Genomic DNA, 20,768 nt, shown 5'->3' with positions numbered 1-20,768 from the left:
GGAGCGCTGCCCAGGTCACCACGGCACCACCCCGTCCTCGTCGAAGAACGCGCCGGTCGGGCCGCCGTCGGGAAGGGACGCGAGCCGGATCGCGATCGCCGCGCCCTGTACGGGAGTGCGTACGCCGCGGAAGCCGTTGAGGTCGGTCGCGCAGTAGCCGGGGCACGCGGCGTTGATCAGGATGTTCGTGTCCCGCAGCTCCTTGGCGTACTGCACGGTCAGGGCGTTGAGGAACGTCTTCGACGGTGCGTACGCCGCGGAGATCGGCCCGGTGTCGGCGCCGGCAGCGGTCTGCTTCGTGAGCGAGCCGACGCTGCTGGACATGTTGACGATCCGCGGCGACGCGGAACGGCGCAGCAGCGGCAGCAGCGCGTTGGTGACGCGGATGACGCCGAGCACGTTGGTCTCCACGGCCGTCCGTACGGTCGAGAGATCGACGGTGGTGGGCGTCTGCGGCATCCCGCCGGTCACTCCGGCGTTGTTGACCAGGACGTCGAGCCGGCCGGCGCGCTCCTCCAGCAGCCGGGCGGCGGCCGCCACGCTCGTGTTGTCCGTCACGTCGAGCGGAACGCCGAACGCGTCCGCGCCGCCCGCCCGCAGCTTCTCTACTGCGGCTTCCCGGCGCGCCTCGTCCCGGGCGCCGACGCCGACGCTCCAGCCGAGGGCGCCAAGGCCCGCGGCGATCTCGTAGCCAATTCCCTTGTTCCCGCCGGTGACCAGCGTGATCGTCTGTCCGCTCATGCGGTCCATCGTGTCCCGCACCCCCGCGAGGCGGCCAACACCATCTGGGTAAGCGGCGATACCTCCCCGGTATCGGACCAGCTCAGTGCGGCAGTTCCAGCTTCCGCCCAGGCGGGGTCGGGTAGCTTGGCGGCATGGAGACGAGGGAGCTGCGGTACTTCGTCGCTGTCGCCGAGGAGTTGCACTTCGGGCGGGCGGCGCAGCGGCTCGGGATCGCCCAGCCTCCGCTGTCGCGGGCGATCCAGCAGCTCGAACGCCGCCTCGGGGCCGCGCTGTTGGAACGTGGCAGCCGCGGCGTCACCCTGACCGAGGCCGGATCGGTGCTGCTGCGGGAAGGGCAGGCGGCCCTCGACGCGATCGACGCCGCGGAGCGCATAACCCGCCGCGCCGCTCTCGCGCCGACCGGCCGGCCCGGCGTGGTCCTCGTCACGAAGGCCGGGGCGACGGGCGAGTTGCTGGCAAAACTGCTCGACGCCTACGCGGCCGAGCCTGGCGCGGTCGCCGTCGACGTGCTGCTGTGCGGGATCGGCGAGCAGGAGCGGCTGCTGCGGGACGGACGGGCCGATGTGGCGCTGCTGCACCGGCCGTTCGACTCGACGGCCGGGCTCGACACGGAGGATCTGCACGCGGAGGGACAGGTCGTGGTCCTGCCGGCCGGGCACCCTCTCACCGGCCGGGCCCATGTGCGGATGTCCGACGTCGCCGCACTCCCCGGCCTGCCCATGCCCCGCTGGCCGCACCTCGACGGCACCTTCCCGGACGGCGCCGGCCCGCCGGTGCACAACCACACGCAACTGCTCCAACTGATCGCGCTCGGGCGGGCGTCGGCGGTCCTGCCGGAGTCGGTGCGCGCGCAACTGAGGGACGGCCTCGCCACCGTCCCCGTAGCCGACGCGCCGACGGTGACAACGGTGATCGCCTGGCCGCCCCACAGCCGCTCGCGGGCGGTCGCCGCCCTCGTCCGGGCCGCCACCCGGCTTTGATGGCGCCCCGCAGAAGGAGCAGTCCCGTCGGGTAGGAAGGCGGGTGCCGGCCGGTCATCGTCGCCGCTTCTGCCCCGGATCTACGCGGCCCAGGCCTGTACGAGCAGGGTGCGGAAGGTGGCGGGCTCGCGGCCGATCAGCTCGGCCAACGTCGGGTCGACGGCGGCGAACTCGCCGTTCAGGGCTGCCGCGAAGATGCTCAGCATCAGGTCGGCGATCGGCGCCGGGGCACCGTGCGCCAGGGCCTGCTCGCGGAAGTCGTCGGCGGCGACGACGGCGCGGGTGAAGGACCGCCCGGTGACCTGGGCCGCGATCTCGGCGACGGCGTCGAAGTCGAGCGCCGCCGGGCCGGTGAGCGGCGGGGTGGGTCCCTCGAAGCGGCCCTCGTCGGCGAGGATCGCCGCAGCGGCCTCGGCGAGGTCGTCGTGGCCGGTCCACGCGACGGGGCCGTCGGCGGGGAGGGCGATGGCGCCGGTGTGGCGCGCGGACTCCAGGAACAGCATGGCGCTGGCCGCGTAGAAACCGTTGCGCAGCGCGGTCCAGGGCAGGCCGGTGGAGCGCAACAGGTCCTCGGTCTGGGCGTGGTCGCGGCATGCCTGGAAGCGGGAGTCGTGGGCGGCGCCGGTCTGGCTGGTGTAGAGGATGCGGCCGACGCCGGCCTTCACGGCGGCGTCGATGGCGGTGCGGTGGCCGGTGACGCACTCCTCGCCGGTGCGATCGAGGGAGACGAGGAGCAGTTGCTCGGCGCCCTCGAAGGAGTGCACGAGCGAGGCAGGGTCGTCGAAGCTGCCCTGCCGGACGCGGACGCCGCGGTCGGCGAGGCCATTCGCCATGCGGGGGTCGCGCACGCTGACCCCGACGCGGTGGGCGGGAACGCGGTCCAGGAGGCGCTCGACGATGCGGCGTCCGAGCTTTCCGGTGGCTCCGGTCACGATGATCACGGGGTTCTCCCAACGATGCTTCCAGTGGAATCACTCCAACGGTAACACCGATATTATCGGTGGAAGCACGTCTCCGATATCGTTGAACCCATGCCTCCTCGCGACACCACCGACAGCCCCCGACGCCGCATCGTCCTGGCCGCCGTCGAGCTGCTGGAGAACGGCGGGCCAGACGCGGTGAGCACCCGCGCGGTCGCCGCCGCGGCCGGGATGCAGCCGCCGGCGATCTACCGCCTCTTCGGCGACAAGGAGGGGCTGCTGGAGGCCGTCGCCGAGCACGGCTACGCGCAGTTCCTGGAGAGCAAGCGCGCGCAACTCGATCCCGCCGCACCGGACCCGGTGGAGGAGCTGCGCCGCGGCTGGGACCTGGTGGTGGAGTTCGGGGTCTCGCGCCCGGAGCTGTTCACGGTGATGAACCGGGCCACCGGCCGGGGGCCGGACGCGGCACACCGCGCGGGCCTGGAGATCCTCCACGGGCGGGTACGCCGGCTGGCCGCCGCGGGCTGGCTACGGGTCGACGAGGAACTGGCCGCCCAGATCATCCAGGCCACCGGCCAGGGCGCCGTCATCACCTGGCGCTCCACGCCGGCGGAACGCCGCAATCCGGCGCTGCTGACGGTCCTGCGCGAGTCCATGGTCGCCGCCGTCACCCGCGCGGAACCCGCGGTCCCGGCCGCCGCCGCCGAGTCCGGCCCCGCCCCGGCCGCCCGCGCGCTGCGCGCGGCCCTCCCGGACGACGCCGACATCCTGAGCGACGCCGAGCAGCGCCTGCTGCGCGAATGGCTGACCCGCCTGGCGGCGGACGACGCCACCCCGCGGACCTGACCACGGGCCAGGTCGAACGCCGCGGAGAGAGACCTTCGCGGACCGCTGGTTCGGACGCGGTCAACTCCGGCAGCGTCCCCCGACTGAGCTGAAACCAGACGCAGATTGCCACCCGTTCCCTATCCTTGGAAAATGACCCTCTGGCCCGCCGCGACGCCGACGCCGGAAGACGCCGAAGGGCACGGCGCGCGCAACGCCGACATCGACTGGAACGTCTTCGATCCCGAAGCGTATGTCGACCATAACTACCAGTCCCTGCGCCAGGACGACGCGGCAATCGTCGGCATCATGCGAGACCACTTCAGCCAGCATTGTCACGATAACCCAGGCGCTCCTCTCGCCGGTATCGACGTGGGAACCGGTGCGAACCTCTATCCCGCGCTCGCTCTCCTGCCGTGGTGCCGGGAAGTCACGCTCTTCGAGCGTTCCCAGGCCAACATCGCGTGGCTGCGGCAGCAGACGCCCCACTACGGCACCAACTGGGACAACTTCTGGGACCTGTTATGCAAGGCGGAACCTTACGCTGCCATCAGCGATCCGCGACTGGCGCTGCGGACGGCGGCCCGGGTGCAGCCAGGCGACTTGTTCGAACTGCCGAAGAAACGCTGGGACGTCGGAACCCTGTTCTTCGTGGCCGAGGGGATGACCACCTCCTACGAGGAATTCCGCGAGGCCTTACGGTCATTCGCCGAATGCCTCGTGCCCGGCGCGCCCTTCGCCGCCGCGTTCATGGAGTCCTCGCGCGGCTATACGGTGGGCGGAGCCAGTTTCCCGGCGTGCAGTGTGGGTCAGGACGAAGTCCGCGCAGCTCTCGGCGACTACGCGGAGCCGGATCTCCGGATCGACCTCGTCACCTTCACCGACGCTCCGCTCCGTGACGGATACTCCGGGATGATCCTGGCCTGCGGGCGTCGCAAGTGCGCTCCGGAAACCGGACGTCCGGTACCCGGTGCCCGGAAAGGGTGACCCTTGCTCGTATTGTCCGCCGCCGGCACCGGGGGCACCGGGCGCTCCGTGACCAGCGCCAACCTCGCCTACCGGCGGGCTCTCGCCGGTGACGACGTCTGCTGTCTGGACTTCGACTTCGGCTCGCCCACGGCCGCAGTCCCTTTCGACCTCCCCGGTGCCGCCCAGGGCGTCGAGCGCTCCGGCCTGCACACGTATCTGCTGGGCCGCGTCGGGGACGCGGTGCGCATCGACGTCTGGGCCGAGACCGAGAGCCCGGTGCTGCGCCAGGACCGCCCTGTCGGTGCCGGTCAACTGGTGCTGCTGCCCGGCGACCGCGGCGGTGGCGACTTCGTCTCGAACCGGGACACCACCAACCGCTGCGCCGACATCCTCCTACGGCTCTACAGCGAGTTCGATGTCCTCATGATCGATCTCAGCGCCGGTCGCAGCTATGCGACGGACCTGGTCCTCGGCGCGATCTCGCTGCCGGAGCTGCGCGGCATCGACGTCCGTTGGCTGGTGCACCACCGCTGGACTCGCCAACATCTGCTGGCGGCCTCGGGGTTGGTCCATGGCAAGCACGGCATCCTGGCCAGCGGCGAGGCTCGCGGCCTGGACGGCAGGCGGCTGCGTGGGGCGCTGCGCTTCGTGCGGGTGGCTGTCCCCGATCCCGAGTCGCCACCGTGGGCCCTGCTACCGGCGCACCGGTCCTCATGGATGCGCGCCCGCGACCAGGACCTGTCCCGGTTGGCGTCCGCCTGTGAACTCGGGGACAGCGTGACGCTGGGATCCGTGCCGTACGACCCCGTCCTGGCCTGGCGGGAGCAGTTGATCACCGATGAGGACTGGCTCGGTAGCCGCATCGCGAACCGGGAGACGGCAGAAGCCTTCGCGGACCTCGCGGCGCGGCTGACCGACAAGACTTGCTGGGGGCCGTTGTGACCTACGCGGAAATGGATGCCGTCTTCCGAGAGGGCACCGCGCAGGACCGCACCGAGTCGGTGCCGCTTTCCCATGTGTCCTTGGAACTGGGTCACTTGGCGGTGGAGGATTTCGAGGGCGGCACGGAGCGTCTGCGTCAGCACTTCAGGCGGGTACGGCCGTGGGCCGACACCGTACGGGCGGCGGCTGCCGCGACCGGTACGGGTGCGGACGCGACCGACGCACCCGGCGCCCTCGGCGGTTCGGGAACCCCCGGCAGCGCGCCGCCGAGGATCAGTACCTGCCTGCTCGTCGACGACTACTTCGGCCGATTGTCCGCGCCGGCGGTGCTCCTACCGAGGTTGCTCGCTGAGGCGGGGAAGGCCGGGCTGACGATCGACTACCTGGCTCGCGAGTCCGGTTGTGTCGAAGCAGACGGCCGCCTGCTCGCCGAGGGCCTGTTACGGCGGCTGGTCGACGCCCCGCCGCCGTTCATGCTCGGAGCCGGCGAGGACGGCCGGCCGCAGGCCCGCGAGACCGGTCGTCTCAGCAACGGCCGGTACCCGGTCGCCTTCGAGCCCAGGCAGGCGATGTCCCCGGTCCTGCGGCGGCACCCGCCCACCGAGACCGAGGCCCATCGGCACTCCGTCTTTATGGACGTCGAACTCTGGGACGACGGGTTCCGAGACGGCCCGCCGCCAAGCGCCGAACCCGCCCATGCCTACCGGGATACGCGCGTCTGGTCCTGTTCCTTTCTCGCCGCGGTCTGGCAGTTGACCCGCCTCGGGCTGCTGCGCGACCGCGGCCGAGGCGTGGTGCATCCGCGCCCCCTGGGGCCGGAGGGCCCCCCGCAACACTGGGACGAACTGCCGCCCGTGGTGCAACTCAACCCGACCGCAGCCCCGTTTGCCGCCTACCGAACCTGCTCCGTACTGCCCGTCGGCCTGATGCCGGTGGAGCACGCTGTCCGGGTCATCCTCAGCCAGGTCGACGTGGACCCGGACGCTCGGCGCCAGGTCACCGAGCGGTCAGCCCGCGAAGGCGCACCTGTGCCCGATGTGGTCGCCGATCGTGCCTCGTACGTTTTCTACGAGGGCCCATGAGATGCCCGGGTTGTCCGAGAGCCGTTGACGTGCCGGCCGCGCAGACCCAACCGCAGCCCAGCGCGGAACCGGCCGCGAATCCGGGTGCGGAACCAGACACGGCGACGACCGCTGACCCGGTCCTGATCTGCGGCGAGATTCGTACCAGGTTGCTGCCCGCCTCCCGCCCGCTGTCCGGTGCCGCAGCCGCCGAGCTGCTCGCGCTGCGCACCGACGAACGAGTGCGTGTGTCCGAACGCCCCAATCATTACGCCGTATCGCCTGACGTCCTCACGGGTGTGGACGTCCGGCTGCCCGCCGACCTCGGTCCGCGGGTGAGAGCGGTCGGCACCTTGGCGGCTCGTGCCGTCCTCACCGGCGGCCGGGTTCTGCAGTCGTCGGCCCGCTTCCACTGCCAGGCGACCGGTCCTGACCGGCGGCAGCCGTGGGGCCACTACCTGCTGCGACCCGGAGCCGTCGAGCCGATCGGCAGCCTCCAGGCCGCTGCCAGCGCCCGCAGCTTTCTGGCCGGAGCATCGAGGGCCGACGGCCCCGACCTCGGCATCGGTGTCGTCGCCGAGCGATTGCCCGCCGCGCTGCTCCGGCACCGGCTGCTCGACCAGCGCCCGCCGTTCAGAGCCGCCCAGACCCGCCTGCGCTGGGCGGCGTGGCTGGCTGCCGACGGTGAGGGGCCGTCGATCGAGAGCTTCACGCTGGCCGAGGACGGACTGCGGACCGTGGCACTGCGGGTCCCGCCGGGGACGCCGCCGATCGTCGTCGCCGCGCTCTGCGAGGATCTCGCCCTCCACGACTGGCTGCTCACCACCCTGGCTCGGATGGTCGACCGCGCCGAGTCCAGAGCCGCGGTCGGTCCCACGGTGGTGACGTTGCTGCGGCCTGCCATCGAGCACCTGGTGCACCTGTGGCTACCGGGCGCCCGGGTGGATCCCGGTCTTGACCCGGTGTGGGCGACGTTGGAGCGGAGCCCGGCATTCAGCCGACAGTGGCTGATCCTCGTCCAGCGTGTCAGGGACCAGTTGGCCTTGCACTCCCTGCCGATGCCGCCCGGGTCCGCGTTGCCGGATCCGGCCGGACACCCCCGGCCGGACACCCCCGACACCACGGCTTCGCGGCAGCGTCGCCGCCATCCGCCACGTCCATCGAGGGAGCTATGAGTAGCACTCGCCCGATACCCGCGGTCTTGCTGAAGGTCCTTGTCACGGCCTGCCTTGGCGCCCTGTCCTATCTGCTCACCAATCTCGCCGACCAGCCCGAGATCTGGAAGATCACGGTCTCCGTCTTCATCGCCGGAGCGGCCCTTATCGTCCAATATCTCGCGGACTTCGAGGGGCAGTTGTCGGCCCACGCACTAGAGGTGAAGACCCTCGTCAGGGACGGACTCACCGGCTTCAACGACGCCACCAGGCTCTCCGCCCTGCTGGAGGAGTCGCCCATCGGCTCGGCCGAGGTCGAGCAACTGAGCCGAACCGTGGTGGAGTTCGGCGCAGGGCGGCCGGACCTCCTCTACGTCTTCGCGCGGTCGGAGATCGCCCGGCTCGCCGGCCTGTTAGCCGACCTCAGGGGCAACCACGCGGACTACGAGGGTGAGGACCGCGACTGGCTCCTCAGCCTGACGCGCTGCGCCGCCGTTTCCGTGGACGCCGCCAGCACGTCGGTTGACCGCGAGTTCTGGGATACCGATCTCGGCCGCCATTACGAGTCGGCGCAGGAGGCCGCAGTCCGCCGCGGCGTGCCCGTCCGGCGGCTGATCATCGTCAACACCCCCGCGGAGATCGATACCGCGGTCACCGAGGTGCGGGACCGGCAGAAGTCCCTCGGCATCGACGTGCGCGTCCTGGCCGTATCCACGCTCTCCGCGGCGGAACGGCGCGACTCCGTGAAGAACTTCGTGCTCTTCGACGGCGCGGTCGGCTACGAGTCGTCAACGGAGGACAGCGATCCGTCGCGGATCTACGAGACCAGCCTGGCCATCGGCGACCGGGTGACCGAGCGTGTACGCCGATTCCAAGTGCTGTGGGCCAAGGGGGAATAGGCGGCTCGATGCAGACGATGTCGGTACTTCGGTAGTTGTTGGACCAGATCTGCCGTCAGACCTCGTGGGGGAAGGCAGTGAAAACCACTAGCGGCCTTGTGGAACCGAAGACAAGGCCCACGTTCAGCACGTCCTGACCGCCATCGCGGTCAACCTCGAACGCATCGACGCTCATCCGCCGCCGGCACCCACTCGCCAGCCCCGGCACCCGACCGCACTTCAGCGCTTCCTCGACTGACGGCACATCCCGCAGTCCGGTCCTGGCGCGTCGCCACCCACCCCGCAGGCTGAGCTGATCATTCTCAAGGTGGCGGAGTCAGGTACTCAGGCAGGCAGAGGCACGATGCTCACCGCACGGTAGTCGTAGCCGTCTTGTTTGAAGCCGGGGGCTTCCCACGTGAGGTATACCTGCTGCCCGAGCGACAAAGCGCGGAAGCCGGCCATCTGAATATTGGAGAAATGGCCGAAACAGCCTCCGGGAGTCTCGGGCGAGTCGAGCACCCCCCATCCCTCTTCGTCGCTCCACCAGCGGACAGTCGCAATCACCATGACCGGAACCTTAGAAGTCGTCTCATTTGGTGAGTCTGCGGTAGCAGATGAGAGTGCAGGCGATGCTGGCGAAGGCGAGGAAGTGCTCGGCTTTGCGTTCGTACCGGCGGTGCAGACGGCGGCATCCGGCCAGCCAGGCCATGGTGCGTTCGACGGTCCAGCGATGACGACCGAGGCGTTGGGAGGACTCGATGCCTTTGCGGGCAATGCGGTGCGTGATCCCGCGTAAGGCGAGCCATCTGCGCAGGTGGTTGTAGTCGTAGCCCTTGTCCGCGTGCAGTTTGGCGGGATGCCGGCGACGCGGACCGCGCTGGGAGCGGATCGGCGGAATGCCGCAGACCAGTGGGATGAGGGCCTGGCTGTCGTGCAGGTTCGCCCCCGAGATCCCGACGGATATGGGCAGATGGCAGGCCTTGGGTGGGAGTACCACTCCACGGCCTTGATCGATAACTCGGCCAGCGCGATGACGAACAACACTGCATCATCCTGGAAATTGTATGACGGTGCACACTACAGCGGCACAGCATATGTGGCGAAGCCGTGGAGTGCGGACGCCGACCTGTCGTCGAACTCAGGAAATCCGAGCTTCGACAACAAGGCGTCCTCACTTCAACCGCTCTAGTCGGACCCAGGGTTCAGGAACGGTCTGCTGCCGAGCGTTCGGGCGGTAGGCCGTCCGATCCCTGTCCGACTCACCAGGAAGATCGGGCGGCCCCATGCGCACCTCGCTGAAGGCTCTCGCCGTCGCACTCGTGATTCTCTCCTCCGCATGCGCCCACGGTGTCCCCACGGAAGGCACCCGGTCGGGTCACGCGAGTCCGGTCCCCGGCGGTACGAGTCTCACCCGCACCATCCGGCTGCCCCTGGACGCGTACACCCTCTCCAATGCGGAGCAGGCACTGGTGGACAACGCGCAGGATGAACTGACCGGCGACTGCATGCGCACTCATGGCTTCCGTTGGCCGGCTCTGCGGCGGAGCGCACCTGACATGATCCCGGTGAATTCACGCCGGTACGGAATCACCGACCTCGCGGACGCACAGAAGTACGGCTACCGGCTGAATCCTCGCCAGGCCGCGGACGTCGACGCGGTGCGGAAGCAGAGCGCGCAACTCTCGCCGGCACAGAAAACGACCGGGAGCAGTTGCGCGCGCAAGGCGTACGATCGTCTGCACACTGGTGTCGCCGAGGTCGATTTCACCCTGTGGAACACGGTGAATAAATCCAGTTTCGAGCAGGCCCGAGACTCCGCGGTGGTGGCGTCCGCCATTCACGCGTGGAGCAGATGTATGCATCGGAGTGGATTCGACTTCCCGGACCCGCTGGCTGCCGTGAACGACCCCGCGTTCAGCTCTGGGGCAGATGCATCACCGCACGAGGTGGATGTTGCCGCAGCCGATGCGGCATGCAAGGAGTCAACGGCTCTCACGACTGCTTGGTCGACCGCAGAAAGGCGAATTCAGCAGAAGCTGATCGCAGCCCGCCCGGGTTACTTCGATTCCGTCAAAAAGGAGAACGTCACGCTGGTGGCAGCGGCGCACCGAATCCTGCCTGCGTCCAACGGTTGACACGCAGGCCCGGCGGAACCGCACGGGGCCCGGACGCGTTGTGGGCGGGGAGCCGCGATCCCGCTGCCGCCCGATGAGTCCGGACGGCGCCTTCGTCGCCCAACCGCGGTTCCTCGGCCCCGGGGTGGACCTGCTGGGGGGGGGATCGGGGGTACGGCAGCGGCGGGCAGCTCGGGTCGCCGTACGACCATCCGGCACGGTGGGCGACGACCACCGACGGTACCTGGATGCCCTCTGTGCCGTAGCGCCCGGTGACCTGCGACCACCGGGATCTGCTTCGCCAGTTCCCTCGCCGTCCCACCGCACGGGGGCGCGATCGCCACGAGCGCGCCGGTGTCCTGCTCGTGATCGGTGACCCCGCCGAGGATCTCCACTGGACAATCTCCGCCCCCATCACCGGCACTCCGTCCCCGGGCCGTCAGTTCGTCAGGTGCCTTGGCTGCTGTTGCGAGCGTGTCGGAGCTGTTGACCGTGGTCACCGCTTGCTACTGTCCGATCCGCCTGAATAACCCAATAAAGGGTAATTTGCACCTGCAGGCGGTTGAGAGGACATGGACCATGGACGACTTTTCCCGTCGCGGGTTGCTCAAGGCGACGGCGGCTGCGGGCGCCGGTGCAGTCGTCGTGCCGGGCGTCGTGGCCCTGGAGGCATCGAGCGCGAGCGCCGTGAGCGAGGTGTCCGAGAGCGGCAATTGCCCGCCGGCACAGTTGACCGGTCGCATCGTGCGTCCCCGCGATCCCGACTATGCCGACGCGAGCATCGGCTGGGACGAACTGTTCGTGCACTATCCACTGGTCATCGTCTACGCCCAGAACACCCAGGACGTCGTGAACGCCTTGACCTGGGCGCGGCAGCACGACGTCGCGTTGCGAGTGCGCAGCGGCCGCCACAGTCTTGAGGGCTGGTCCAATGTCGACAACGGCATCGTGATCGATGTCAGCGAGCTGAAGTCGGTGGACATCGATGCCGACGCTCGTACGGCGTCGGTCGGCGCCGGCCTCAACCAACTGGAAGCGGTGACCACGCTCGCCAAGCAGAACTTCGCGGTGACGACGGGCACGGAGGGCAGCGTGGGGCTGTCCGGCGCGACGCTCGGCGGCGGACTCGGCTTCCTCACCCGGTACCTCGGCATGGCCTGCGACAGCCTGATCGGCGCCGAGGTCGTCGTGGCGGAGGGCGCCGAATGCGCCAAGGTGGTCAACGCGGGCCTGGAGGACAACCCAGACCTGCTGTGGGCTCTGCGCGGCGCGGGCAACGGCAACTACGGGATCGTCACCCGCCTCACCTACAAGGTGGCCCCGCTCGCGAGTGTCACCTACCTGACGGCGACGTGGGACGGCATCGGGGACCTGCAAAGGATCTTCGACACCTATCAGCGCACGGCACCCAACACCGACAACCGGCTGGGCACCCAGCTCGAGATCCACCGGAACCAGATCCTGCTGTTCGCGGTTCTCGCGGAGGGGACACCGGCGGAGGCGAAGAAGCTGCTGGCGCCGCTCCTCTCGATCGGCAGCCCCAACGTCACCACCCAGGTCGGCAACTGGGGCGACGTGTACGCGGGATTCCAGATCCCGACGGCAGACGAACCCGCCAACTGGAAGTTCTTCTCGCAGTTCACCTACAAGCCGTTCCCGGCCGTGGCGATCGACATCGTCGCCCAGTTCATGCGGGACGCGCCCACCGACGACAGCAACTTCTTCGCCCAGGCCTTCGGCGGCGCGGTCAGGAGGAGCCCCCGCGGCGGCACGTCGTTCCCGCACCGTGACGCGCTCTTCTACTCCGAGCCGGGTGCCGGCTGGGGCACCCGCGGCGTCCCGGGAAGCGGCGACGAGCTGACCCCGGTGGCTCAGGCGTGGATCGCCGAGTTCAGCCAGGCGCTGCGGCCCTACGTGCACGGTGCCTACGTCAACGTCCCGAACATCGGTATGCAGGACTGGGAGACCGCCTACTGGGACGGCAACTTCGACCGGTTGCGCAGGATCAAGGCGAAGTACGACCCCTGCAATGTCTTCCAGTACGAGCAGAGCGTCCCACCCGCGTTCTGCTGACCGACCGCAACTGGGCCCCTCCCGGACTCCACCGGCGGGGGGCTCAGCCATGTCCTGAAGCACGTCCGAGGGGCTCGTCAACGGATCATCGCCCGTTCTCCGGGCAACTCACGTATCCGTCGACGCCAGCGTAGGTCTCGTTCACCCATTTCTGGCCTTCCAGCACCTTCTCGTCCGTCATGAGTCCCTCGCCTCTCCCGTGTACTCCGACGTTCACCCCCGGCATCCCGCACCGGTGCCGCACCCCATGGGAGCAGAGCGATCTCTCCGCCGGCTCTCCCTCCGACCACGCCGCTGGAAAGCCTGGTTCACCTGCGTGACACGCACGTCCTGGAACACCCACCGGGCGGCGGACATCATCGCCACACCACCGACCCACGCTGGTTCCTGGCTGTTTTACGGGGTCAGCGTGGTACGTAGGTGAGGATGATCGACCCGTTCTGCAGCCGTTTCTCGTCGGTGAGCCTGAGGTCCAGTCCTGTGGTGTCCACGTGTTCGAAGAGCCGTTCCCCTGAGCCGGCCACGACGGGCATGTACCAGAAGCGGAACTCGTCGATCAGGTGGTCGTGAATGAGTGTGTCGTCGAAACGGGTGGTGCCGTATTTGATGAGGTCCTTGCCCGGTTGCCTCTTCAGGCTCGCGATCGCGCTGGACGGATCGGGACCCAGCAGGGTGGCGTTCCATGTCGTCTCGGCCAGCGATCGGGAGGCGACGTGCTTGGGCATGGCGTTGATGCGGTCGATGTAAGGGCTGCCGGTGACCTGGCCCCAGTTCGCGTGGAAGGTCTCGTACGTCTTCCGGCCCATGACGAATGCCTCGCAGTTGTCGAGCTGCTCGAGCGACAACGCCGAGGACTCGGCATCGAAGAGCGCCCAGCGCTCAGGGGCTTCGATGACTCCGTCCAGCGTGACGAGCGTCGACTCGATGAGTTTGCGCACAGTGGTTCTCCTGGCTCTGGGTGGATGAGGCGTGCAGCCGCCTCGGCAATGGCCGCGACGGTCAGTCGACGGAGGCGGGCTGTGGGACTTGGCGTTGCCGGGCGGTCGTGCCCTGGACAAGCTCGGTGCGCCGGATGAGGACGAAGGTGATGAGGATGGCGGACAGGGCGATGAGTCCGCAGACCCACAACGCGGTGTGGAAGCCGCCGGTGAGCGCGTCTGCGGGGTTGTGGCCGCGCGTGTGGAGGTGGCGGGTGCGTGTGGCCGCCACGGAGGAGGCGAGGGCGATCCCGATCGCCCCGCCGAGTTGCTGAGATGAGTCGATGAGTCCGGAGGCGACTCCCGCGTCCCGTTCGGTGACGCCGGCCAGGGCCCCGATCGATACCGGGATGAAGATCCAGGTGACCGTGCCGGTGAGAAGGAAGGGTCCGGCCAGGTCCGCCCAGAAGCTGCCGTGGACGGGCGCCCGGGTCGCCCACAGGATCCCGGCACCGGTCAGGCTGAGTCCGGCCGCCATCACCGGCTTGGCCGACGCGCGGGTGACGAGCACCTGCGCCGGACCAGCGAGCACCACCCCGGTCAGGCCGACGGTCAGCCAGGCCAGGCCGGTGCTCAAGGCGGAGTATCCGAGTACCTGCTGCATGTACAGGGTGCCGATGAAGATGTAGCCGTAGAAGCTGGCCCCCAGCAGGAACCCGACCGCGTTGGACCCGGCGAGAGTGCTCAGCCGGAAGAGTCGTAGCGGGAGCAGCGGCGCTTGCGCCCTGGCCTCGATGGCCACGAACGCCGCCAGCAGGGCCGCCGACATCGCGAGCAGGGCCAGAGTCCGGGTGGCGGCCCATCCGGCGGTCGGCGCCTGCGAGATGGCATACGCCATGAGCACCAGAGCGGCGGTCACCGTGATGGCGCCCAGCGGGTCGTAGCGGCGGCGGGCGGCGGCCAGCCTGCTTTCTGGCACGACACGTCGGGTCAGCAGCAGCGCGGCCCCGCCGACGATCACGTTCAGGTAGAAGATGTACGGCCATCCGGCGTATCGGGTGAGGACGCCGCCGGCCAGCACGCCGACGGTCGCGCCGCTGGCCCCGATCGCACCCCACAGGCCGAGTGCCTTGTTGCGCTCGGCGCCCTCGCTGAACATGTTCATCACGATCGACAGCGCGGCGGGCAGCACCACGGCAGCGCCCAGGCCCTGGACGCCCCGCATGACGATCAGGAAGATGCCACTGGTGGCCAGCGCGCAGGCCAGCGAGGCCGCGGTGAACAACGCCAGCCCGGCCATGAACACGCGCCTGCGCCCGAGCAGGTCGGCGGCACGGCCGCCGAGCAGCAGGAACCCGCCGAAGGTGAGCGCGTACGCGGTCACCACCCACTGCAGGTCCGCCTGCGCGAAGTGCAGCTCACGGCCGATCGTCGGCAGCGCGACGTTGACGATCAGCATGTCTACCGCCGTGATGAAGTACGCCACGGCGAGCAGCGAGAACGCCCGCCACCTGTGCACCTCGCCGGATGCGGCCGCGGCGGCCAGGCCGCCGCCGATATCGTCGCTCGGACCTACCGCGTTCACGGACTCCGGCATCGGTCTCTCCTGGTCTCATCGGGTGATCTCAGGAGGGAGACGAACGGCGCGCGCCGGAACCGGACACGCCTCCAAGAATCTTTTAGGAGATTTCCAGGTTCTCGATCCGCCGCTCGAAGGCGGCGCGCTCGGCGGTGCTGCGGGCCAGCGTGATCGCGTTCTCGTAGTGCTCCCTGGCCGCGGCGTGCCGGCCGGCCCGCCGCTCCAGGTCGGCACGGGCCGCCCAGTAGAAGGGGTACCGCGTCAGTTTGGGCTCTTGCGCCAGGGCGATCAGCTCGCGGCGGCCGTCGTCGACGCCGTCCCGTTCGGCCACCGCCAGCGCACGGTTGAGCGCCACGACAGGGCTCCAGGACTGTTCGGCGAGGAGCTGGTAGAAGCCGACGATCCTGTCCCAGTCCGTCTCCTGGACTGAAGGCGCGATCGCGTGCTCGCAGGCGATGCCTGCCTCCAGATGCCATCGGGACAAGTGATCCCCGCTGGCCGCGTGACCGAGATGCACCAGACCCTGCTCGATACGCGCCCGATCCCAGCGGCTCCGGTCCTGGTCCTCCAGCGGAACGAAGACGCCTCGCTCGTCAAGACGCGTGGACAGGCGGGCAGCGCCGAAGCAGAACAGGGCGGACAGAGCGTGCACGTCGGGATGCGCGGTTGCCTTGGCCTCCAGCAGCAACTCAGTGAGATGCAGAGCGTCGTCGCACAGGAACGGACGCACCGGGGTCTGGGGGTTGCTGCCGTGGTAACCCTCGTTGAACAGCAGATAGAGCGATCGCATGACCGAGCCACGCCGGGTGTCGAGGTCGGGCAGGTGGTCCACGTCGGGCAACCGCCCCAGCTCACGCAGGCGTCCGCGGCCGCGGTGCAGGCGTCGATCGATGGTCTGGGTGTCCACGAGGAACGCCTGGCCGATCTCCCTGGGTGACAGGCCGCACAGCCATCGAAGGATCAGGGTGACGTGCGTCTCGCGGCTCAGGCCGGGGTCGCACACAGCGAACATCATGGCCAGCTGGCTGGTCCCCTCGGCTTCCGGGGCCAGGGCCGCCTCGATGGTGTCGGTCAGCTCGGTGGCCGTTGCCAGTTCGGGCAGGAAGGAGCGGTGCCGCTGTTCCCGGCGGATCATGTCGATCGCCCGGTTGTGAGCCGCCCGGATGATCCATGCCTTCGGGTCCCGCGGCAGACCGAAACGCCACGCCTGCATGGCGCTCACCAGCGCGTCATGGACGACGTCCTCGGCGAGCGGGATGTTCGACGGGCCCAGGACCCGGATCAACGCGCTGACCAGGTGCGCGTACTCCCTGCGGAACAGGTCCTCCACCAGCTGTGCAGAGGCGTGCGCCTCGGACCCTTCGTTCACGGGCATCAGATCCGGTAGTCCTGGACCGGCCGCACCTCGACGGACCCGCCGAACTCGTACGTCGGGCACCCGCGCGCGACCTCGACGGCGTCTTCCAGGGACGCTGCCTCGAAGATCATGCTGCCGGTCACCAGATCCTTCGACTCGGCATACGGCCCGTCGGTGACCAGTTCGCGGCTGCGAACAGTGGCCCCCGGTCCATCGAGTGCGGTCCCGACGTTACGCCTGTCCTGTCCGGCCAACTCCTCCGACCAGCGATACCACTTCTCGACATGGGCCTGAAGCTCGGATGGCGACAGGTCGGACCGGGAGACAGCACCTCCACGAAAGACCAGCATGAATGTGCTCCGCGGGACGTGGCCCCCGCCGTCAGACTCCGACATCCCAGCCTCCGTGTATCCGCAGCCAGGCATACTCGGGCCCACCGGCCCACCGGGCCCGGCCCCAACGCAGCACCAACCGCAACAAGTCCAGCTCGAAAGCGATACCACAGCATCGGCCGATGCCGGACCACAACAGTCCCACTCCCGACCGGGCGGCAACGCGTCGTGGCCGGTTCTCCGCGGCGGTCGCCCGCGATGGCGTGGAGGGGAGATCCCGAGTAGGCGAGAATGCCGACGCGAGTCCGCTGGTCCCCGAAGCGGTCGGCGATGCGGTCAGGGGCATCTCCTTGGGCGAGGCTTCGATTCTCCCATGGAGGCGGTGAAGTATTCCCGCGGACGAGGCGGTGTCGTGTCTGCGGTGGCGTTGCGGTGGGGCGGGCGTGGCGGCTCAGGCACGGGTGGTGTGGTGCTCGGTGGGCTGCGTCGGCTCGGATGCTGGAGTCCTCGGGCCTCGTGCGAGCGGGCCAGAACGACGCATGGGAGCACGAAGGAGGACAGCAGTGCTGCGGCCGCTCCGCACCGGCCACGCAGGCCAGCCTGCGGAGAAGCGCCACCTGCGACGGATTGGCTCGGCATCTGACGCTCGGACCAAACTGACGTGCCGCCGCGCCCGCACGACACAGCTCCGGGATGGCGCACGCTCGCGTTGACGTTGATGCGGGATCCGATGGCGCTCGCCGTCTGCGGGCGCCGAGTCGACGCGGCGCTGCGTGCCGCCGTCCGGCTCACAACCGCTTCGCGCTGCGGAACAGCTGGGCGTAGAAGCCGTTGCCGTCGATGCGGGACATACCGCCCGAGTCGCCGATCGTGGGGCCGTTCTGCTCCTTGCGGCTTGAGATGAAGACCTTGTGTCCCTCGGAGTCCAGCCCCAGGTAGAGGGCGACGTGGTCGATGTGGTCGGCGGTACGGTGGTCCATCTTGAAGAACAGCAGGTCTCCCGGCTGCAGCATGTCGATGTTCTTCGGCCGGGTGTACCAGGGGGCGGGGCCCCGGAGCTTGATGATGTCGACGCCGACCTTGGAGCGGGCCATGCCGTTGGCCGAGCGGGGCAGGCCGTCACCGGACTTGTCGGTGGCCATCAGCGGGTAACGGGCGCGGTAGCCCCACACCATCCGCATGAAGCCGGAGCAGTCCAGCGCGCGGTAGCGCTCCTTGCGCGGGGGCATCGTGGTCCCGTTGCGGAAGGTGTACGGGATGCCGAGGTAGTCGTAGAAGTCGTTCTGCTCCAGGCGGTCCACGCCGTTGGCCTTGTACGGCCCGAACACCGCGTCGCCCCGGTACGGTACGCCCGCGGCGTCCTTCTTGAGCGGGGCGCCCTGCACGTACTGGAAGGCGATCGCGAAGATGTCGTCCTCCTCGCTGCCGTAGTACTGCTTGAACCAGTCCTTGTACCACTGCTGGTTCTGGGCGCCTTTGGTCCAGGGCTCCGGCATGAGGCGGACCCAGTCGTCGGTGATCACCTTGGTGCTGGTGTTGGCCGGTTCGGTGAAGGTCCGGGAGGCGCCCTTGAGGGTGGCGGCTCGGGCACCGTCTGTGAAGGTGGCGATGACCGCGCCCTTGGCGTCGCGCAGCACGGAACGCGCCGGGTCGTTCAGCCGCTCCCAGGTCTGCCTGCCGGTCGCCGGAGTCGGGTTCTGCATGGCGTTGTCGGTCACCGACTGGACGGCTGGGACCTTCGCCTGAGCGTCCTTGCGCAGTTCAAAGGTGAAGTACGCGCTGCCCGCGAGCAGCGCCAGGACCGTTACCGCGTGGACGACCGGGCGGCCTTTGCGCTTCGGCATGGTGTGGGCTCCAGAAATGGCGTTGAGGCAGGCGGACTCAGGCGGGGCCCAGGGCACCCAGAAGAATGGCGGCGGTCAGGACCACATAGGTGGCCAGGGTGACCGAGCCGACGGACAGCAGCGTTGCGCCCTTGGGCTGGCGGACCATCTGGTAGCCGATCAGGCCCGGGACGACGAACCCGAGCGTCTGGTTGGCGTACAGCAGCGGGAACTCCACCTGCAGCACGATGATCACGGTGGCCTGGATGAGCACGCCGCTGAGCACCACGGCCGCGAACAGCCGCTTGCCGTACAGGATCACGAACTTCTGCATGAGCAGCGTGGTGAGGTAGGTCAGCACGGTCACGCCGATCACCAGCGCGGCCCGCTGCAGGTCCTCGATGAGGGTGAGCGCGAGCCAGCCCGGGGTGATCATGCCGCCCGGCGACAGATTGGTCGTCAGGTAGCACATCAACGAGAAGAGCAGACCCAGACCGATGCCCATCGCGGCGATCTCTGGGGTGAGGACGGAGGGGATCAACGCTGCTCTCCTGGGCTGTGCCACTGCTGGCTCTCGTCGGCGGAAGGCTGGGGAGGAATGCGGGGTTCGAACATCCCGCGGGCCGGCATCTGTTGGCCGTGGTTCTGCTGGGTTCGCACGTCGTCCGGGTGCGGCTGGCCGTGCCCGCTCCGGGTCGCCCACTCCTGGTCCGGGTACGGCTCGGTGCCGCGCTGCACGGGGAGCTGCGAGACGTACGGCTGCTGCGCGTAGCGCGTGTCGTACGGCTGCGGGTAGCCCTGGTAGGGGTCGATGTGGGACGCGCTCGGCTCCACGGTCTCGACGTACTCGACTGCGGCGGGTACCGCCCAAGAGTCGGCCGGGGCCGTGGCCACGACCTCGTCGGGGCTGTCGTCCGGCGACAGTTCGGCGAGGTGCTCCAGCAGGATCTCGCCCTGTCCGTGGATGTTGCCGATCGCGACCAGCGAGGAATCCGGTCCGAGCTGCTCCAGCAGCACGGCCATGAACTCCTCCGGGTCGCGCTTGCCGCCGCCGAGGTCGACGGCGCGCGAGCGGAACTCGGCGGGGATGGCGTCGATCGCGGACTTGGCAGGGTGGCCGATGACGAAGACGCGCTCGGGGTCGAGATCGGGGATGATCTCGCCCATCTGTCCGTTGCGTTCGACGCGGTCGGGGCGGCAGTTGATGACCACGTTCAGCGGGCGGTCGATGGCGCCGAGGTCGAGCAACTGGTTGATGTTCATCAGCGTCGACTCGGGGTCGTTGGCGGCGAAGACGTTGGCGAAGCGCAGCTTCTTGCCATCGGGCGTCAGATAGCGGTCGACGGAGAGGACCCCGGGGTCCGGTGGGGCGTCGTACATGCCCTGCAGGGCAGTCTCCCGCTCTACACCGAGGAGTTCGGCGACGGCCAGCGCGATGGCCACGTTCTCCTTGAAGGTGTACCAGCCGAAGCCACGCAGCTCCTCGTCGCTGACCGTTTCCGGGTCGGCATACATGAGCTGGCAGTTCCGGGCGTCCGCCTCCTCCTGGAGGATGTGGAAGCGGTCCTTCTCGGCCGTGACGCAGATGCCGTCCTCCGGCATCGAGCGGCACAGCGAGCGCGCCACGTCGTCCAGGGTGGGGCCCATCTCGGCGAGGTGGTCCTCACGGACGTTGCACAGCACGCCGATCGTGGAGCGGATCAGCTTGGACTGATTGATCTCCTGCAGGGCCGGCATAACAGCCATGCACTCGATGACGAGCGCGTCCGGCTTGTAGGCGGCGGCGCGCCGCACGATGCCGATCTGCTCGACTACGTTGGCGATGCCGAACTTGCGGTAGACCGGCTCCTCAGTGGCATCCGGGTGGATGAACCGGGCTGCGGTACCGGTGGTCTTCGCGACGGTGATCAGGCCGCCGCCGCGTAGCGCGCCCGCGCACAGGCGGGTGATGGACGACTTGCCGCGGATGCCGTTGATCAGCACTCGGGTGGGTATGTTGCCGAGGTTGGTGAAGTGCCGTCGCTGCTCCACGATGCCCGCGATGAGCAGGATCACGCAGCACACCAGCAGCACGGTGTAGAGGAAGAGCACGGGCGA

20 protein-coding genes and 1 pseudogene are annotated in these 20,768 nt (G+C 69.0%); 10 read left to right on the top strand and 11 right to left on the bottom strand.

The window, feature by feature from the left end:
* Positions 1–15: 15 nt before the first annotated feature.
* A complete protein-coding gene (locus tag OG702_RS19575; protein ID WP_327290190.1) occupies positions 16–741 on the bottom strand; it encodes an SDR family oxidoreductase in 726 nt (241 codons plus the stop codon).
* A gap of 134 nt (positions 742–875) precedes the next feature.
* Here OG702_RS19575 and OG702_RS19570 point away from each other — a divergent pair, with 134 nt between their 5' ends.
* Positions 876–1,724, top strand: coding sequence for a LysR family transcriptional regulator (locus OG702_RS19570; protein ID WP_327290189.1), 849 nt, complete (start codon positions 876–878; stop codon positions 1,722–1,724).
* Between the two features lie 80 nt (positions 1,725–1,804).
* On the opposite strand, the gene OG702_RS19565 is transcribed toward OG702_RS19570, so the two are convergent.
* On the bottom strand, positions 1,805–2,665 hold the full coding sequence (locus OG702_RS19565) for an SDR family oxidoreductase (RefSeq protein WP_327290188.1): 861 nt from the start codon (positions 2,663–2,665) through the stop codon (positions 1,805–1,807).
* A 90-nt stretch (positions 2,666–2,755) separates the two neighbouring features.
* Between OG702_RS19565 and OG702_RS19560 the strand changes: the two genes are divergently transcribed.
* The 6 genes from OG702_RS19560 (at position 2,756) to OG702_RS19535 (ending at position 8,494) form a co-directional block, all read left to right on the top strand.
* Complete coding sequence (locus tag OG702_RS19560) at positions 2,756–3,490, top strand: TetR/AcrR family transcriptional regulator (protein ID WP_327290187.1); 735 nt, start codon at positions 2,756–2,758, stop codon at positions 3,488–3,490.
* A 132-nt stretch (positions 3,491–3,622) separates the two neighbouring features.
* On the top strand, positions 3,623–4,456 hold the full coding sequence (locus OG702_RS19555) for an SCO2525 family SAM-dependent methyltransferase (protein WP_327290186.1): 834 nt from the start codon (positions 3,623–3,625) through the stop codon (positions 4,454–4,456).
* 3 nt (positions 4,457–4,459) lie between these two features.
* On the top strand, positions 4,460–5,380 hold the full coding sequence (locus tag OG702_RS19550) for an SCO2523 family variant P-loop protein (RefSeq protein WP_327290185.1): 921 nt from the start codon (positions 4,460–4,462) through the stop codon (positions 5,378–5,380).
* Between the two features lie 11 nt (positions 5,381–5,391).
* Positions 5,392–6,462 (top strand): SCO2522 family protein, encoded by a 1,071-nt coding sequence (locus OG702_RS19545; protein ID WP_327293293.1) that lies wholly within the window; start codon positions 5,392–5,394, stop codon positions 6,460–6,462.
* 122 nt (positions 6,463–6,584) lie between these two features.
* Complete coding sequence (locus OG702_RS19540) at positions 6,585–7,616, top strand: SCO2521 family protein (RefSeq protein WP_327293292.1); 1,032 nt, start codon at positions 6,585–6,587, stop codon at positions 7,614–7,616.
* On the top strand, positions 7,613–8,494 hold the full coding sequence (locus OG702_RS19535) for a hypothetical protein (RefSeq protein ID WP_327290184.1): 882 nt from the start codon (positions 7,613–7,615) through the stop codon (positions 8,492–8,494). Before OG702_RS19540 ends, OG702_RS19535 begins: the two co-directional genes overlap by 4 nt.
* Before the next feature lie 324 nt (positions 8,495–8,818).
* Here the strand turns inward: OG702_RS19535 and OG702_RS19530 are convergent, their stop codons facing one another.
* Together OG702_RS19530 and OG702_RS19525 are read right to left on the bottom strand one after the other, a co-directional pair.
* Positions 8,819–9,043 (bottom strand): cold-shock protein, encoded by a 225-nt coding sequence (locus OG702_RS19530; protein ID WP_327290183.1) that lies wholly within the window; start codon positions 9,041–9,043, stop codon positions 8,819–8,821.
* 22 nt (positions 9,044–9,065) lie between these two features.
* Positions 9,066–9,446 (bottom strand): annotated as a pseudogene (locus tag OG702_RS19525) (IS5 family transposase); the annotation flags it as partial.
* Between OG702_RS19525 and OG702_RS35535 the strand changes: the two are divergent.
* From OG702_RS35535 to OG702_RS19515, 3 genes are all read left to right on the top strand, one after another.
* Entirely contained in the window at positions 9,333–9,665 is a 333-nt protein-coding gene (locus tag OG702_RS35535) for a peptidase inhibitor family I36 protein (RefSeq protein ID WP_442814475.1), read from the top strand. The pseudogene OG702_RS19525 and the gene OG702_RS35535 overlap by 114 nt on opposite strands.
* A gap of 94 nt (positions 9,666–9,759) precedes the next feature.
* Positions 9,760–10,611 (top strand): hypothetical protein, encoded by an 852-nt coding sequence (locus tag OG702_RS19520; protein WP_327290182.1) that lies wholly within the window; start codon positions 9,760–9,762, stop codon positions 10,609–10,611.
* Between the two features lie 558 nt (positions 10,612–11,169).
* Positions 11,170–12,663 carry an FAD-binding oxidoreductase gene (locus tag OG702_RS19515; protein ID WP_327290181.1) on the top strand — a complete coding sequence of 498 codons (1,494 nt, stop codon included), beginning with the start codon at positions 11,170–11,172 and terminating at the stop codon, positions 12,661–12,663.
* Positions 12,664–13,067: 404 nt separating this feature from the next.
* Here the strand turns inward: OG702_RS19515 and OG702_RS19510 are convergent, their stop codons facing one another.
* The 7 genes from OG702_RS19510 to pgsB form a co-directional block, all read right to left on the bottom strand.
* A complete protein-coding gene (locus OG702_RS19510; RefSeq protein ID WP_327290180.1) occupies positions 13,068–13,601 on the bottom strand; it encodes a dihydrofolate reductase family protein in 534 nt (177 codons plus the stop codon).
* A gap of 61 nt (positions 13,602–13,662) precedes the next feature.
* On the bottom strand, positions 13,663–15,177 hold the full coding sequence (locus OG702_RS19505; RefSeq protein ID WP_327290179.1) for an MFS transporter: 1,515 nt from the start codon (positions 15,175–15,177) through the stop codon (positions 13,663–13,665).
* Positions 15,178–15,259: 82 nt separating this feature from the next.
* Positions 15,260–16,534 carry an RNA polymerase sigma factor gene (locus OG702_RS19500; RefSeq protein WP_327290178.1) on the bottom strand — a complete coding sequence of 425 codons (1,275 nt, stop codon included), beginning with the start codon at positions 16,532–16,534 and terminating at the stop codon, positions 15,260–15,262.
* Positions 16,534–16,866 (bottom strand): YciI family protein, encoded by a 333-nt coding sequence (locus tag OG702_RS19495; RefSeq protein WP_327290177.1) that lies wholly within the window; start codon positions 16,864–16,866, stop codon positions 16,534–16,536. The genes OG702_RS19500 and OG702_RS19495 overlap by 1 nt, the downstream gene beginning before the upstream one ends.
* Positions 16,867–17,636: 770 nt before the next feature.
* On the bottom strand, positions 17,637–18,692 hold the full coding sequence (locus tag OG702_RS19490; protein WP_327290176.1) for an NlpC/P60 family protein: 1,056 nt from the start codon (positions 18,690–18,692) through the stop codon (positions 17,637–17,639).
* A 37-nt stretch (positions 18,693–18,729) separates the two neighbouring features.
* Positions 18,730–19,212: a poly-gamma-glutamate biosynthesis protein PgsC/CapC gene (locus tag OG702_RS19485; RefSeq protein WP_327290175.1), complete on the bottom strand. Its 483-nt coding sequence runs from the start codon at positions 19,210–19,212 to the stop codon at positions 18,730–18,732.
* Entirely contained in the window at positions 19,209–20,762 is a 1,554-nt protein-coding gene (pgsB, locus tag OG702_RS19480) for a poly-gamma-glutamate synthase PgsB (protein ID WP_327290174.1), read from the bottom strand. The genes OG702_RS19485 and pgsB overlap by 4 nt, the downstream gene beginning before the upstream one ends.
* Positions 20,763–20,768 lie beyond the last annotated feature (6 nt).

Origin of the sequence: Streptomyces sp. NBC_01198, from assembly GCF_036010485.1 — a bacterium.
GTDB lineage: Bacteria > Actinomycetota > Actinomycetes > Streptomycetales > Streptomycetaceae > Actinacidiphila.
Note: the sequence above shows the minus strand (reverse complement) of the source record. Positions and strands in the feature narration are given on the sequence as shown.

Excerpts from the sequence above, each read along its gene's own strand:
- OG702_RS19500 (WP_327290178.1), bottom strand. The coding sequence starts at position 16,534 with ATGCCCGTGAACGAAGGGTCCGAGGCGCACGCCTCTGCACAGCTGGTG.
- OG702_RS19515 (WP_327290181.1), top strand. The coding sequence starts at position 11,170 with ATGGACGACTTTTCCCGTCGCGGGTTGCTCAAGGCGACGGCGGCTGCG.
- OG702_RS19555 (WP_327290186.1), top strand. The coding sequence starts at position 3,623 with ATGACCCTCTGGCCCGCCGCGACGCCGACGCCGGAAGACGCCGAAGGG.
- OG702_RS19575 (WP_327290190.1), bottom strand. The coding sequence starts at position 741 with ATGAGCGGACAGACGATCACGCTGGTCACCGGCGGGAACAAGGGAATT.
- OG702_RS35535 (WP_442814475.1), top strand. The coding sequence starts at position 9,333 with ATGCCGGCGACGCGGACCGCGCTGGGAGCGGATCGGCGGAATGCCGCA.
- OG702_RS19490 (WP_327290176.1), bottom strand. The coding sequence starts at position 18,692 with ATGCCGAAGCGCAAAGGCCGCCCGGTCGTCCACGCGGTAACGGTCCTG.
- OG702_RS19535 (WP_327290184.1), top strand. The coding sequence starts at position 7,613 with ATGAGTAGCACTCGCCCGATACCCGCGGTCTTGCTGAAGGTCCTTGTC.
- OG702_RS19495 (WP_327290177.1), bottom strand. The coding sequence starts at position 16,866 with ATGCTGGTCTTTCGTGGAGGTGCTGTCTCCCGGTCCGACCTGTCGCCA.
- OG702_RS19560 (WP_327290187.1), top strand. The coding sequence starts at position 2,756 with ATGCCTCCTCGCGACACCACCGACAGCCCCCGACGCCGCATCGTCCTG.
- OG702_RS19520 (WP_327290182.1), top strand. The coding sequence starts at position 9,760 with ATGCGCACCTCGCTGAAGGCTCTCGCCGTCGCACTCGTGATTCTCTCC.
- OG702_RS19570 (WP_327290189.1), top strand. The coding sequence starts at position 876 with ATGGAGACGAGGGAGCTGCGGTACTTCGTCGCTGTCGCCGAGGAGTTG.
- OG702_RS19545 (WP_327293293.1), top strand. The coding sequence starts at position 5,392 with ATGGATGCCGTCTTCCGAGAGGGCACCGCGCAGGACCGCACCGAGTCG.
- OG702_RS19505 (WP_327290179.1), bottom strand. The coding sequence starts at position 15,177 with ATGCCGGAGTCCGTGAACGCGGTAGGTCCGAGCGACGATATCGGCGGC.
- OG702_RS19530 (WP_327290183.1), bottom strand. The coding sequence starts at position 9,043 with ATGGTGATTGCGACTGTCCGCTGGTGGAGCGACGAAGAGGGATGGGGG.